General features: G+C 70.1%; 14 protein-coding genes. 12 read left to right on the forward strand and 2 right to left on the reverse strand.

Annotation, left to right across the window (positions count from 1 at the left end; translation table 11 throughout):
* The first annotated feature begins 36 nt into the window (after positions 1–36).
* The 12 genes from PSQ40_RS03610 (at position 37) to PSQ40_RS03665 (ending at position 12135) form a co-directional block, all read left to right on the forward strand.
* Positions 37–831, forward strand: a complete 795-nt coding sequence (locus PSQ40_RS03610) for an SDR family oxidoreductase (RefSeq protein WP_273948904.1) — start codon at positions 37–39, stop codon at positions 829–831.
* Positions 832–874: 43 nt separating this feature from the next.
* Positions 875–1669 carry an enoyl-CoA hydratase/isomerase family protein gene (locus PSQ40_RS03615; RefSeq protein ID WP_273948905.1) on the forward strand — a complete coding sequence of 265 codons (795 nt, stop codon included), beginning with the start codon at positions 875–877 and terminating at the stop codon, positions 1667–1669.
* A gap of 69 nt (positions 1670–1738) precedes the next feature.
* Positions 1739–2644, forward strand: coding sequence for an SDR family NAD(P)-dependent oxidoreductase (locus tag PSQ40_RS03620; RefSeq protein WP_273949906.1), 906 nt, complete (start codon positions 1739–1741; stop codon positions 2642–2644).
* A gap of 11 nt (positions 2645–2655) precedes the next feature.
* On the forward strand, positions 2656–3069 hold the full coding sequence (locus PSQ40_RS03625) for a Zn-ribbon domain-containing OB-fold protein (protein ID WP_273948906.1): 414 nt from the start codon (positions 2656–2658) through the stop codon (positions 3067–3069).
* Positions 3066–4241, forward strand: a complete 1176-nt coding sequence (locus tag PSQ40_RS03630) for a thiolase (protein ID WP_273948907.1) — start codon at positions 3066–3068, stop codon at positions 4239–4241. The genes PSQ40_RS03625 and PSQ40_RS03630 overlap by 4 nt, the downstream gene beginning before the upstream one ends.
* A 43-nt stretch (positions 4242–4284) precedes the next feature.
* Entirely contained in the window at positions 4285–5439 is a 1155-nt protein-coding gene (locus PSQ40_RS03635) for an acyl-CoA dehydrogenase family protein (RefSeq protein WP_273948908.1), read from the forward strand.
* The gene (locus tag PSQ40_RS03640; protein WP_273948909.1) at positions 5436–6407 is read left to right on the forward strand and encodes an NAD(P)H-dependent flavin oxidoreductase; all 972 of its coding nucleotides are present in this window, start codon (positions 5436–5438) and stop codon (positions 6405–6407) included. Before PSQ40_RS03635 ends, PSQ40_RS03640 begins: the two co-directional genes overlap by 4 nt.
* A gap of 33 nt (positions 6408–6440) precedes the next feature.
* Positions 6441–6887 carry a PaaI family thioesterase gene (locus PSQ40_RS03645; protein WP_337961817.1) on the forward strand — a complete coding sequence of 149 codons (447 nt, stop codon included), beginning with the start codon at positions 6441–6443 and terminating at the stop codon, positions 6885–6887.
* A 56-nt stretch (positions 6888–6943) separates the two neighbouring features.
* Positions 6944–7957: a Bug family tripartite tricarboxylate transporter substrate binding protein gene (locus tag PSQ40_RS03650; protein ID WP_273948910.1), complete on the forward strand. Its 1014-nt coding sequence runs from the start codon at positions 6944–6946 to the stop codon at positions 7955–7957.
* Between the two features lie 5 nt (positions 7958–7962).
* The gene (locus PSQ40_RS03655; RefSeq protein ID WP_273948911.1) at positions 7963–9564 is read left to right on the forward strand and encodes a class I adenylate-forming enzyme family protein; all 1602 of its coding nucleotides are present in this window, start codon (positions 7963–7965) and stop codon (positions 9562–9564) included.
* 233 nt (positions 9565–9797) lie between these two features.
* A complete protein-coding gene (locus PSQ40_RS03660; protein WP_273948912.1) occupies positions 9798–10355 on the forward strand; it encodes an anti-sigma factor in 558 nt (185 codons plus the stop codon).
* 199 nt (positions 10356–10554) lie between these two features.
* Entirely contained in the window at positions 10555–12135 is a 1581-nt protein-coding gene (locus PSQ40_RS03665; protein WP_273948913.1) for an MFS transporter, read from the forward strand.
* 68 nt (positions 12136–12203) lie between these two features.
* Here the strand turns inward: PSQ40_RS03665 and arsB are convergent, their stop codons facing one another.
* Positions 12204–13286: an ACR3 family arsenite efflux transporter gene (gene arsB / locus PSQ40_RS03670; RefSeq protein ID WP_273948915.1), complete on the reverse strand. Its 1083-nt coding sequence runs from the start codon at positions 13284–13286 to the stop codon at positions 12204–12206.
* A gap of 1 nt (position 13287) precedes the next feature.
* Positions 13288–13797 (reverse strand): arsenate reductase ArsC, encoded by a 510-nt coding sequence (locus PSQ40_RS03675; RefSeq protein ID WP_273948916.1) that lies wholly within the window; start codon positions 13795–13797, stop codon positions 13288–13290.
* Positions 13798–13967: the final 170 nt, after the last annotated feature.

Genomic DNA, 13967 nt, shown 5'->3' on the forward strand with positions numbered 1-13967 from the left:
TTGCCCCCCCATTTTTTGACCAGGAGCTTTTTCACCATGTTCTTGTCCACCGATTTTTCTGGCCAGGCCGTGTTCGTCGCGGGCGGCAGCAGCGGCATCAACCTGGGCATCGCGCGGGCCTTCGCGCAGCGCGGCGCGCGGGTGGCGATCGCCAGCCGCTCGGCCGAGCGCGTGGCCGGGGCGGTGGCCGAGTTGCAGGCGCTGGGCGCCGAGGTGCATGGCTTCAGCGCCGATGTGCGCGACGCCGACGCCATCGCCGCCGTGCTGGGCCAGGCGCACGCGCGCATCGGCGACTTCAGCGTGCTGGTGTCGGGCGCCGCGGGCAACTTTGTCGCCCCCGCGCTGGGCATGTCGGCCAAGGGCTTTCGCACCGTGGTCGACATCGACCTCAACGGCACCTTCCATGTGCTGCGCGCGGGCCATGCCTACCTGCGCCGGCCCGGCGCGTCGGTGATCAGCATCTCGGCGCCCCAGGCCTTCAACCCGACGCCGCTGCAAGCCCATGTCTGTGCCGCCAAGGCCGGGGTCGACATGCTGACCCGCGTGCTGGCCATGGAGTGGGGCCCCGACGGCGTGCGTGTCAATTCCATCGTGCCTGGCCCGATTGGCGACACCGAAGGCGTGCGCCGCCTGGCCCCGACCCCCGAGGCGCGCCAGGCCATGGCCGCCAGCGTGCCGCTGCGCCGCATGGGGCGCACCGACGAGATCGCCGACATGGCGCTGTTCCTGTCCTCGCCCTACGCCCAGTTCGTGACCGGGGCGGTGATCCCGGTCGACGGCGGCAGCTCGCTGGGCGGCGGGCGCGACCTGGGCGCCGCCTTGCAGGCCTGAGCCCCCCCCCCTGTTCTTTGATGGATTCCCAGGAGACCCCAACATGTCCCAAGCCTTTGAACGCATCCGCTACGAGGTGCGCGACCAGGTCGCCACGCTGACCCTGGACAACGTGCGCGCCCGCAATGCCTTTGACCCCGCGATGCGCGACGAGATGCGCCAGGTGGTGGCCGGCTTGCGCGCCGACCCGGGCATCCGCGCCCTGGTGCTGACCGGCGCGGGCGAGCACTTCTGCGCCGGCGGTGACCTGCGCAACATCGCCACCGTGGGCCTGGACAACGCGGGCTGGCGCGCGCGCCTGCAAAGCCTGCACGACTGGCTCAAAGAGCTGATCACGCTGGACCGCCCCGTCATCGCCGCGGTCGACGGCGCCGCCTATGGCGCGGGCTTCAGTCTGGCGCTGCTGGCCGACTTTGTGATCGCCACACCCCGCGCGCGCTTTTGCATGTCCTTCATGCGCGTGGGCCTGGTGCCCGACTGCGCGGCCTTCTACACCCTGCCACGCATTGTCGGCGTGCAGCGCGCCCGCGAGCTGATGCTGTCGGCGCGCGAGGTCAGCGCCCAGGAGGCCCTGCAACTGGGCATCGCCCTGGAGCTGCACCCCCCAGAACAACTGCAGGCCCGCGCCCAGGCGCTGGCCGCGAGCTTTGTCAACACCTCGCCGGTGGCCGTGGGCCTGGTCAAGCGGGCGCTGGCCGCGCCAGGCCACGACCTGCCCACGCTGCTGGAGATGGAGGCCAACGCCCAGGCCCTGGCCATGGGCACCGAGGCCCACCGCACGGCGGTGCAGCGCTTCCTCAACAAGGAGCCGGCGCTGTTCCAGTGGCCCGCGCTCTGACGCCATTTTTTGCTTCGGATTCCCACCCTTTTTTCATTTCAGGAGAACAACATGAGCCAACCCAATCGCATGGTGGAAGGCAAGGTGGTGCTGGTCACCGGCGCCGGTGGCGGCATTGGCCGTGACATCGCCCTGGCCATGGCGCGCGAAGGCGCGCGCGTGGTCGTCAACGACATTGGCGCCTCGGTCAGTGGCGAGGGCAATGACGCTGGCCCGGCCCAGCAGGTGGTCAACGAGATCCGCGCCCTGGGCGGCGAGGCGGTGGCCAACACCGACAGCGTGAGCGAGGCGGTCAGCGCCGGGCGCATCGTGCAAACCGCGCTGGACACCTTTGGCCGCATCGACGTGGTGGTCAACAACGCGGGCATCCTGCGCGACCGCTTCTTCCACAAGATGAGCCTGGACGAGTGGGACGCGGTGATCAAGGTGCACCTGTACGGCGCCTACTACGTCAGCCGCGCGGCGTCGACCCACTTCAAGGAGCAGGGCTCGGGCAACTACATCCACATGACCTCGACCTCGGGCCTGATTGGCAACTTCGGCCAGGCCAACTACTCGGCGGCCAAGCTGGGCATCGCGGCCCTGTCCAAGTCCATCGCGCTGGACATGCAGAAGTTCAATGTGCGCAGCAACTGCATCGCGCCCTTTGCCTGGAGCCGCATGATCGGCAGCATCCCGACCGAGACCGATGCCGAGAAGGCCCGCGTCGAGCGCATCAAGCAGATGACGCCCGCCAAGATCGCGCCGCTGGCCGTGTGCCTGGCCAGCGATGAGTCCGACTACGCCAACGGCCAGATCTTTGCCGTGCGCAACAACGAGATCTTCCTGATCAGCCAGCCGCGACCGGTGCGCTCGGTGCACCGCAGCGAAGGCTGGACGCCCGAAAGCGTGGCCAGCCATGCGCTGCCGGCGCTCAAGGCCATGTTCTTCCCGCTGGACCGCTCGGGTGACGTCTTCACCTGGGACCCGATCTGACGGAGCCCGCCATGAGCCAATCCGCTGTCACCCCGACCGCCTCGCCCAGCACCGGCATCCAGGCCCGCCACCAGGCCGAGCTGGACCAGGGCCGCTTCCTGATCCAGCACTGCGCCGGCTGCGACCAGCACCTCTACTACCCGCGCGAGCTGTGCCCGCACTGCGGCAGCGACGCGCTGAGCCTGGTCGCCCCCGCGGGCACCGGCACGGTGTATTCGACCACCGTGGTCCGCCGCCAGCCCGAGGCCGGCGGCGACTACAACGTGGCCTTGATCGACCTCGACGAGGGCGTGCGCCTGATGAGCAGGGTCAGCAACCTGGCGCCCGAGGCCGTGGCCATCGGCCTGCGCGTGCAAGCGCGGGTGCAGGTCAGCGAAGGCCGTGGCCTGGTGCTGTTTGACGCACTGATCGGAGACGCCGCATGAGCACCCTGAACGAACTGCGCGGCAGCGCCGCCATCGCGGGCGTGGCCACCTTTGGCTGCGGTGAGGCCCCCGGCTTCACCGACATGGAGCTGCTGGCCCGCTCGGCGCGCGCCGCTGTGGCCGATGCCGGCCTGAAGATGAGCGACATTGACGGCCTGTGCACCGCCAGCGCGGGCGCCACGATGTGGGCCATGCCGGTGGTGGAGTACCTGGGCCTGCGCCCCACCTACCTCGACAGCACCATGATCGGTGGCTCCAGCTTTGTGGCCCACCTGCTGCCCGCCATGCAGGCGCTGCGGTCGGGGCAGTGCCAGGCGGTGCTGGTCTGCTACGGCAGCACCCAGCGCACGGCCACCTATGGCCGGCGCGAGATTGGCGCCGCGCGCAAGTGGCTGGACCCGCAGCCCTACGAGACCCCCTACGAGCCCTTCAACCCGCCCACCGCCTACGCGCTGGCAGCGGCACGCCACATGCACCAGTACGGCACCACGCGGCGCGACCTGGCCGAGGTGGCGGTGGCCGCGCGCGCCTGGGCCCGGCTCAACCCGGAGGCCTTCATGCGCGGCCCGCTGAGCCTGGACGACGTGCTGAACGCCCGCCTGGTCAGCGACCCCTTGAGCGTGCGCGACTGCTGCCTGGTCACCGACGGGGGCGGGGCCTATGTGCTGGTCAGCGCGGAGCGCGCACGCCACCTGGCCAAGAAGCCGGTGTACGTGCTGGGCAACGCCAGCGCGGTGTGGAACCGGCAGATCTCGGCCATGCACGACCTGACCGTCACCGCGGCCAGCCAGTCGGGGCGCCAGGCCTACGCCATGGCTGGGCTGAGCGCGGCCGACATCGACGTGGTGCAGCTCTACGACGCTTTCACCATCAACACCTTGCTGTTCCTGGAGGACCTGGGCTTTTGTCCCAAAGGCGAGGCGGGCCGTTTTGTGCAGGACGGGGCCATTGCCCCCGGCGGGCGATTGCCGGTCAACACCAATGGCGGCGGCCTGTCCTGCGTGCACCCGGGCATGTACGGCATCTTCACGCTGATCGAGGCGGTGCGCCAGCTGCGCGGCGAGTGCGGCGAGCGCCAGGTGGCCGGTGCGGTGACCGCGCTGGCGCACGGCAATGGCGGCACCTTGTCCAGCCAGGCCACGGCCATCCTGGGCACCGAGGCGGCCCTTTAACCCGACCCCACCCGACCCCACCCGACCCCACAGGACTGATTTCATGATTCGCGATCCAGACACCCTCAACGCCTTGCTCGACGCCGTCAACCGACTGGTGCGCGAGCGCCTGGTCCCCGCCGAAGCCCTGGTGGCCGAGACCGACGAGATCCCCGCCGACATCGTGCAGGCGATGAAGGACATGGGCCTGTTCGGCCTCACCGTGCCAGAGGAATACGGCGGCCTGGCCCTGACCATGGAGGAAGAGGTGATGGTCATGCTGGCCATGGGCCAGACCTCGCCGTGCTTCCGGTCGCTGTTCGGCACCACCGTGGGCATTGGCTCGCAGGGCATCGTGTTCGACGGCAGCGAGGAACAGAAAGCCAAGTACCTGCCGCGCCTGGCCACGGGCGAGCTGATCGCCTCCTTTGCGCTGACCGAGCCCGACGCCGGCAGCGACGCGGCCTCGCTGCGCACCACCGCGCTGCGCGACGGCGACCACTACGTGATCAATGGCACCAAGCGCTACATCACCAACTCGCCCGAGGCCGGTCTGTTCACGCTGATGGCGCGCACCAACCCGGCCGACAAGGGGGCCGGGGGGGTGTCGGCCTTCATCGTCGAGGCCGACACGCCGGGCATCACCATCGGCAAGATCGACAAGAAGATGGGGCAGCGTGGCGCCCACACCGCCGACGTGATCTTTGAGAACTGCCGCGTGCCCGCCAGCCAGCTGATGGGCGGCCGCGAAGGGCAGGGCTTCAAGACCGCCATGAAGGTGCTCGAAAAAGGCCGCATCCACATCGCGGCCATTTGCGTCGGCGTGGCCGAGCGCATGCTGCGCGACGCCCTGAACTACGCCATGGAGCGCCAGCAGTTCGGCCAGCCGATCGCCGAGTTTCAACTGGTGCAGGCCATGCTGGCCGACAGCCAGGCCGAGCTGTACGCGGCGCGCTGCATGGTGATCGACGCGGCGCAAAAGCGCGACCGGGGTCTGAACGTGAGCACCGAGGCGTCGTGCTGCAAGCTGTTCGCCAGCGAGATGTGCGGCCGCGTGGCCGACCGCGCGGTGCAGATCTTCGGCGGCGCAGGCTACCTCAGCGAGTACGGCATCGAGCGCTTCTACCGCGACGTGCGCCTGTTCCGCCTGTACGAGGGCACCAGCCAGATCCAGCAGATCGTGATTGCCCGCAACATGGTCAAGGACGCACGCCGATGAGAACGCGTGTCACCGAAGCCCTGGGCATCCGCTACCCCATCCTGCAAGGCGGCATGCAGTGGGTGGGCAAGGCGCCGCTGGTGGCCGCGGTGTCCAACGCGGGCGGCCTGGGCATTTTGACCGCGCTGACCCAGCCCACGCCCGAGGCGCTGGCGCAGGAGATTGCACGCACCCGCACCCTGACCAACCAGCCCTTTGGCGTCAACCTGACCCTGCTGCCCAGCATCAACCCGCCGCCTTACAGCGACTACCTGCAGGCCATCCTGGACAGCGGCGTCCGGATCGTCGAGACCGCGGGCAACAGTCCCAAGGACTTCATCGCGCGCATGAAGGACGCCGGCGTCACCATCGTGCACAAGTGCACCTCGGTGCGCCACGCGCTGTCGGCCGAGAAGAACGGGGTGGACCTGATCAGCATCGATGGCTTCGAGTGCGCGGGCCACCCGGGCGAGGACGATGTGCCCGGTCTGGTGCTGATCCCGCTGGCGGTGCGCGCGCTGAAGATCCCGGTCATCGCCTCGGGCGGCATCGCCGACGGGCGCGGCCTGGCCGCCGCCCTGGCGCTGGGCGCCGAGGGGGTGAACCTGGGCACGCGCTTCCTGGCCACGCAGGAGGCCCCCGTGCACGAGCACATCAAGCAAGCCCTGCTGCAGGCCAGCGAGCGCGACACGCGCCTGATGTTCCGCACGATGCGCAACACCACGCGGGTGCTGAAGAACGCCATCTCCGACGAGGTGGTGGCCACCGAGCAGCGCCCGGGCGGCTGCCGTTTCGAGGACATCCGCCACCTGGTGGCGGGCGCCCGCGGCCGCGACGCCCTGGCCAGTGGCGACACCCAGGGCGGCGTCATCGCGGCCGGCCAGGTGGTGGGCCTGATCGACGACCTGCCCAGCTGCGCCGAACTGATGGAACGCATGGTGGCCGAGTGCCGCGCCCAACTGGCCCAGGCCAGCCGCTGGGCCGCCTGACGCCCGGCCCGCCCACCCCCCCCAGGAGCCGCCATGGACACCGCCGTGATCCCACCCCTTGCCACCCCCGCCCCCGCTGCACCGGCGGGCACCGACACCTCGACCCTGTTCGCCCAGGTCGCCTTCAACCACCTGCTGGGCCTGCAACGCGAGTTCGCGCAGGACGGTGTGGCCCGCCTCACGCTGGCCGCGCGCCCCGAGCTGTGCAACAACTTCCAGGTGGTGCACGGCGGGGTGCTGATGTCGATGATGGACAGCGCCATGTCCAGCGCCGCGCTGTCGGCCAGTGGCTTTCAGAAAGCCGTGGTGACCATCGACATGACGACCAGCTTCCACCGCCCCGCGCGCGGCCGCTTGACTGCCCATGCCCGCAGCCAGGGCGGTGGCCGGTCGGTCTGCTTCTGCGAGGCCCGCATCGAAGACGAACAAGGCGAAGTGGTGGCCCGCGCCATGGGCACCTTCCGCTATGTGCGGGTCTAGCCCCGCCCCCCTGCTGCGCTATTTCTGAGCCCCTGACAACCCAACGGAGACACCCCATGCGCACTTTGATGACTTCAGTTTTTTCACCCTCACGTCGGCGCGGCCTGAGCGGCCTGGCGCTGGCGGCCTGGGCAGCCTGGGGCGCGCCCGCAGCGCTGGCCCAGGCCGGGGCGGCCGGTGGCCCGACCCAGACCATTCGCCTGGTGGTGGGCTACGCCGCCGGCGGTCCGGTGGACGCCTCGGCGCGGCTGTTCGCCCCGGCCCTGGCCAAAGAACTGGGCCAGCCCGTGGTGGTTGAGAACCGCCCCGGTGCTGGGGGCGCCATGGGCGGCGATGCGGTGGCCAAGGCCACGCCCAACGGCTTGCTGCTGTTCTTTGCCGCCAGCCCGACCATGACCATCAGCCCGCACATCCTCAAGTCCATGGCCTTCGACCCGGCCAAGGACCTGACCGCGATTGCCCCCATCCTCAGCTACAGCAATGTGCTGGTGATCAACAAGGACCAGCCCTTCAAGACCCTGCCCGAACTGGTGGCCTACGCGCGGGCCAACCCCGGCAAGCTGGCCTATGGCTCGGCCGGCATGGGGGCGTCGAACCACCTGAGCGGCGAGCTGTTTGCACTGCGTGCCGGCATCAAGCTGACCCATGTGCCCTACAAGGGCAACGCCCCCGCCATGACCGACGTGATCGGGGGCCAGCTGAGCATGATGTTTGACATCATTGGCAGCGCGCGCAACTACATCAGCAGCCAGCGCGTGCGACCGCTGGCCGTGACCTCGCGCGAGCGCAATGCCTCGCTGCCCGAGGTGCCCACCATGACCGAGTCGGGCATCGCCGACTACGAGGTGGGCGGCTGGTATGGCCTGTACGGCCCGGCCCGCCTGGCGCCCGACCTGGTGACCCGCCTCAACGAGGCCACGCGCCGCGCCCTGGCCCAGGACGAGCTCAAGGCCAAGCTGATCGAGCAGGGCTACGACCTCTGGACCGGCAGCCCCGCCACGCTGGCCGAGCGTGCCGCGCGCGAGCTGGCCCTGTGGGGCACGGTGGCCAAGGGCGTGCAGGTGGAGTGACCGGCATGTCCACCCACCCCCTTGCCGCGCCGCGCGCCGCCGACCCGGCCCCCGCCGGGGCCTCCACCGCCGCTGGCGGCGTGCCCCCGACCCGCCTGCACCACCTGTTTGAGCGCCGCCTGGCCGCCACACCCGAGTCGCCTTTTCTGTTCCTGCCCGACAGCCGCTGGACCTATGCCCAACTGGGCGCCCAGGTCGACACCCTGGCCGCCGAATTGCGCGCCCAGGGGGTGCTGCCGGGCGACCGCGTGCTGGCGGTGGCCGAGAACTGCCCCGAGCACGTGGCGCTGCTGCTGGCCTGCAGCCGCGTGGGGGCCTGGTCCTGCGGTGTCAATGCGCGCATGGCGCGCGGTGAGATCGAGGCCTTTGTGGCCAAGGCCGATCCCCGCCTGGTGTACTTCACCGGCGCGGTCAGCCCGGCCGCGGCCGAGCACGCTCAGCACCTGCAGGCGCAGCCCTCGGCGCTGCCCGGTCTGAGCCGCACGGCGAGCTGGCCCCAGGCCACGCCCGAGCCCGCACCGCTGGCCGAGCAGATCGTCGCCATCATCTTCACCTCGGGCACCACCGGGGCCCCCAAGGGGGTGTTGGTCAGCCACGCGGGGCTGTTGCAGTTTGCCCGGGTGTCGGCGGCCTCGCGGGCGTTGACCCCGGCCGACCGCTCTTACGCCTGTGTGCCCATGACCCACATCTTTGGGCTGGGCACGGTGCTGGCGGCCTCGCTGCACGCGGGCGCCGGCCTGGTGATGCGCAGCCGGTTTGACCCGGCCGACTGCTTTGACGCGCTGGCCCACCAACAGGTGTCCAACCTGCAAGGGCCACCCGCGATGTTCACGCGCCTGCTGGACTGGCGCGAGGAACAGTGCATGGCCGACCGCCAGCCTGTGGCGCCGGCCTTGCGCTATGTCTACACCGGCGCCGCGCCGCTGGACCTGCCGCTCAAACGCGCGGTCGAGGCCTGCTTTGGCCAGCCCCTGCACCACGGCTATGGCCTGTCCGAGTACGCGGGCGCGGCCTGCCTGGTGCCGCGGGGTCAATGGCGCGACGACAGCGCCGCGGGCTGGCCGGTCGAGGGCGCCGAGTGCCGCATCGTCAACGACGTGGGGCAGGACCTGGCGCCGGGCGAGCGCGGCGAGATCTGGCTGCGCGGCGTGGGCCTGATGCCGGGCTATTTCCGCGACCCGGCCGCCACGGCCCAGGTGATGCGCCCGGGCGGGTGGTACGCCACGGGCGACCTGGGGCAACTGGGGCCCGATGGCGCGCTGCAGGTGGTGGGCCGGCTCAAGGAAATGATCATCCGTTCGGGCTTCAACGTCTACCCCGGCGAGGTCGAGAACGTGCTCAACCAGCACCCTCGCGTGCAGCGCTCGGCCGTGGTCGGGCGCCGGGAGCGCGACGGCAACGAAACCGTGCTGGCCTTTGTTGAAACCGTGGGCGGCCAGCCGCTGGACGACACCGAACTGGCGGCCTTGCAAGCCCTGTTGCGCGCGCAACTGGCGCCCTACAAGCAACCGAGCCAGATCCTGTCGATCGAGGCCCTGCCGATGACCCACAGCGGCAAGGTGCTCAAGCGCGCTTTGCTGGATCGGCCTGACGTGGCGGTCTCTTGAACGCTGGGGGGGGGGGCTGGCGCCGTGCGCTGCGAGGGCCCCAGCCCGACCATGGCGGAGCGCGAGGGGATGTGGATGACCGTCGGCCTGGGGTTTGGGGTTGACCTGGTCATCGGCGATTGACCTGGGTCAAGACCCGGCCGCTTCGGGCCCCGCCCGGGCGGTGGGGCGGGCATACTGCGCAGCGGGGGCCTTTGGCCTCTGTTTTGACCACTGCCCAAGGCTTTCACTGCATGACCGACGCTGCTCACACCCCTGCTGACACCCCAGTCGCCTCCGCCCCTGAGCGCAGCGCCGCCTCGCGCCGCGTCAGCCCCTGGTGGCGGGTGCTGGCCTGCCTGTTGGGCCTGGCCCTGTTGCTGGGTTGGGCGGCCAGTGTGAGCTTCATCGAACAGCTCAAGGCCCAGGTGGGCCACCTGCAGACCAAGCTGCAGGTGCTGCCCCAGGTGCGCGAGATTTCGGTCTTGCTGGACGACCAGCAGCGCCCGGCGCTCTTGATCACCCACGACCCGAGCAGCGGCGTGCTGCAGGTGCAACGCCTGAACAACGTGGCCGAGGGCCGCGAAGACAGCATGCAGCTGTGGGCCCTGAACGGCACGGCCCAGGCGCCGCGTTCGCTGGGCCTGTTCTTGAGCCAGTACAAAACCTTGCAGCTGCCACTCAAGGCCGGCGCGCTGGAGGGCATCCGCGAGCTGGCCATCAGCGTCGAGTCCAAGGGGGGCGTCACCGACGAGCAGGGCCCGCGCCTGCCCTACCTGTTCCGTGGCGCGCTGGTGCACAAAGCGATTTGACGGCGTTGGCCGCCCATTGACCGCTGTTGCGGGCCTTTGAGCCCCGTTCAGCCCGGCCCGCGCCGCGGGGCAGTGCCCTGGTCGCGGCACGGCGGGGGCCGCCCTCGCCCCGGGCGGCGCAGGCCCTGCCCAAGGGCGAAGGCCGGTCCGTGAAAACCCGCCGGCACAGATTGAGCAGCTCGTGAATAATGGCTTGGCCATGCCTGTCACACCGTCTATCTGGAGCCCCTTGCGTCAACCTGCGTTCCGAGGGCTGTGGCTCAGCGGCGCGGTGTTCTTCATTGGCAGCGGCATGCAGTCCATGGCCGCCGCCTGGCTGATGGTGGAGCTGACGGGCTCGTCCTTCCTCGCTGCGTTGGTGCAGACCGCGGTGTTTTTGCCCATGTTCCTGCTGGCCTTGCCGGCGGGCGTGCTGGCCGACACCACCGACCGGCAGCGCCTGATCTCGGGCGCGCTGATCGCGCTGGTGGGGGCGTCCTTCCTCCTGGCCGCCCTGGTGCTGCTGGGCTGGGGCGGGCCGGCCTCGGTGCTGTTCCTGGTGTTTGTCTGCGGCTGTTGCACCGCGGTGCTGACGCCGGCCTGGAACTCATCGGTCATCGACCCGGTGCCGCGCGAGGAATGGGCCCAGGCCATCACCGTGATCAGCATCGCCTACAACGCGGCGCGCGCCATCGGCCCCACGCTGGCGGGTCTGGTGTTTGCGCGCCTGGGCGCGGGCTGGGTGTTTGCCTTCACCGTCGTCACCACGGTGGTGATGTGGGAGTCGATTCGCCGCTGGCCGCCGCGCCCGCACCCACCGTCACGCCTGCCACCCGAGCGCTTGTGGGGCGGCACCCTCAGCGGCCTGCGCTTCGCCTGGCACTCGCGCATGGTGCTGGCGCAGTTGGTGCGCGTGATGGCCTACAGCGCCGCGGGTTCGGCCCTGTGGGCGCTGCTGCCGGTGATTGCGCAGCGCCAGCTCAACGCCGGGGCCGAGGGTTTTGGTTTGCTGATGGGCTGCATGGGCAGCGGGGCGGTGCTGGTCGGTCTGGTGGTGGGGTCGCTGCGGGCGCGCTTTGGGCTGGACGCCATCGTGGCCGCGGCCTGCGTGGTGTTTGCCGTGGTCATGTTGCTGGCTGCCTGGGTGCAGACGCCGTGGTTGATCTACGTCGCCATGATGTGCGGTGGCGCGGCCTGGATGGCGGCCATGTCCACCTTCAACTCGGCCACCCAGGCCAGCGCACCGCCGTGGGTGCGTTCGCGCGCGGTGGCGCTGCACATCGTGGCGTCCCTGGGGGCGTTTGCCCTGGGCTCGGCCTTTTGGGGCGCGGTGTCGGATGTGACCAGCCTCAGCGTGGCGCTGAGCGCGGCCGCCGTGCTGATGGCCGCCGGGCTGCTGCTGGCGCGGCCCATGCCCCTGCGGGTTGGCGAACAGCACGAGGTGACCCAGGCCCAGCCTTGGGAAGACCTGTTCGTGGCCGCCGAGCCCAACCCCGAGGCCGGTCCGGTGGCGGTGGAGTTGGGCTACCGCATCCTGGCCGGGCAGGACCAGGCTTTCCTGGACGCGATCGCCCAGTTGCGCGCGCACCGCCGCCGGGACGGTGCCACCTTCTGGCGGGTCTACAAGGACCTGGGGGAGCCGTCGCGCTATGTGGAGCGCTTCATCGTCAGCTCCTGGGCCGACTACCTGCACCAGCGCGCGCGCTCGACCGTGGCCGACCAGGCGCTGGAGACCGAGGTGCGCCAGTTCCTGCAGCCCGGCGAGGCGGTGCGCATGTCGCACTACATCGCCGAGCGCTGAGGCGCCGTTCGCTGGCGGCCGACCCAGCGCAGGTGCCGCGTGGGGCCAGGCCGGATCAGCGCCAGCACTCAGGCCTGGGTGCCGGTGCCCGTGCCCTCATACCAACCCTTGCTGCGGTTGACCAGGTGCACCACCAGCAGCATCACCGGCACCTCGATCAGCACGCCCACCACGGTGGCCAGCGCCGCGCCCGACTCAAAGCCGAACAGGCTGATGGCGGCGGCCACGGCCAGCTCGAAGAAGTTGGACGCGCCAATCAGCGCCGAGGGGCAGGCCACGCTGTGCTTTTCGCCCACGGCGCGGTTGAGCCAGTAGGCCAGCGCCGAGTTGAAAAACACCTGGATCAGGATCGGCACGGCCAACAGGGCAATCACCAGTGGCTGCTTCAGGATGGCTTCGCCCTGGAAGGCGAACAGCAGCACCAGGGTGGCCAGCAAGGCGGCAATCGACCACGGGCCAATGCGCGCCATGGCTGCGTCAAAAGCCGCCGGGCCGCGCGCCAGCAGGCGACGGCGCAGCCATTGCGCCAGGATGACGGGGATCACGATGTACAGCCCCACCGACGTCAGCAGCGTGGCCCAGGGCACGGTGATGGCCGACAGGCCCAGCAGGAAGGCCACCAGCGGCGCGAACGCCACCACCATGATGCTGTCGTTCAGCGCCACCTGCGACAGGGTGAACAGCGGGTCGCCCCCGGTCAGGCGGCTCCACACAAACACCATGGCGGTGCAGGGCGCGGCGGCCAGCAGGATCAGGCCCGCGATGTAGCTGTCGAGTTGATCGGCCGGCAGCAGCGGCGCAAACCACTGGCGGATGAACAGCCAACCCAGGAAGGCCATCGAGAACGGCTTCACCAGCCAGTTGACGAACAGGGTCACGCCGATGCCCCTGAGGTGCTGGCGCACCTCGCCCAAAGCCGAGAAGTCGACCTTGATCAGCATCGGGATGATCATCACCCAGATCAGCAAGCCCACTGGCAGGTTGACCTGGGCCACCTCCAGGCGGCCGATGGCCTGGAACACGCCGGGGAAGAACTGGCCCAGCGCGATGCCGACCACGATGCACAGGAACACCCAGACGCTGAGGTAGCGCTCGAACACGCTCATGGGCGCGGGGGCCGCCACGGCGGCGCTTGCAGCGGTTGCGCTCATCTCAGGCCTTGGCCAGGTCGCGTGCCGTGGTCTGCAGCATGGCCTGGGCCAGCTTGTCGGCGGGCAGGTTGATCAGCAGTTCCAGGCGGCGCTTGATTTGCAGCAGGGTCTGGCGGAAGGCCTCGAGCTTGTGCTCGTCCGAGGCGTCGCCTTCGGACGGGTCGGCGTAGCCCCAGTGGGCGGTGGCCGGGTGGCCGGGCCAGATCGGGCAGACCTCGCCGGCGGCGTTGTCGCAGACGGTGATGATCAGGTCCATCTGCGGGGCGTCGGGGCTGGCGAATTCGTCCCAGCTTTTGCTGCGCAGTCCGTCGGTGGGCACACCGGCTTTTTGCAGCACCTGCAGGCCCAGCGGGTTGGGCTGCTGGTGGTCGCGCGGGCTGCTGCCGGCGGAATAGGCCTTGAAGCGGTCACCGCCGAGGGCGTTGAGCAAGGCTTCGGCGAGGATGCTGCGCGCCGAGTTGTGGGTGCACAAGAACAGAACGTTGAGGGGCTGGGTGGCGTTGGAGCTCATGGTCAGGACGGGGTCGATAAGAACAAACGAAAGAGTGTGGCGGCGGGGTATGTCAGGCGGGTGTCGGCCCGCCGGCCTGTTGGCTCAGCAGCACGAGGCGGTGCGGCCAGCCGCCGGGCCACAGCCGGCGGCAGCGGCAGCCGTTGGCGTGGCGACCGCAGGGGCTTGGG

The organism is Curvibacter cyanobacteriorum (assembly GCF_028649475.1).
GTDB classification, from domain to species: domain Bacteria; phylum Pseudomonadota; class Gammaproteobacteria; order Burkholderiales; family Burkholderiaceae_C; genus Curvibacter; species Curvibacter cyanobacteriorum.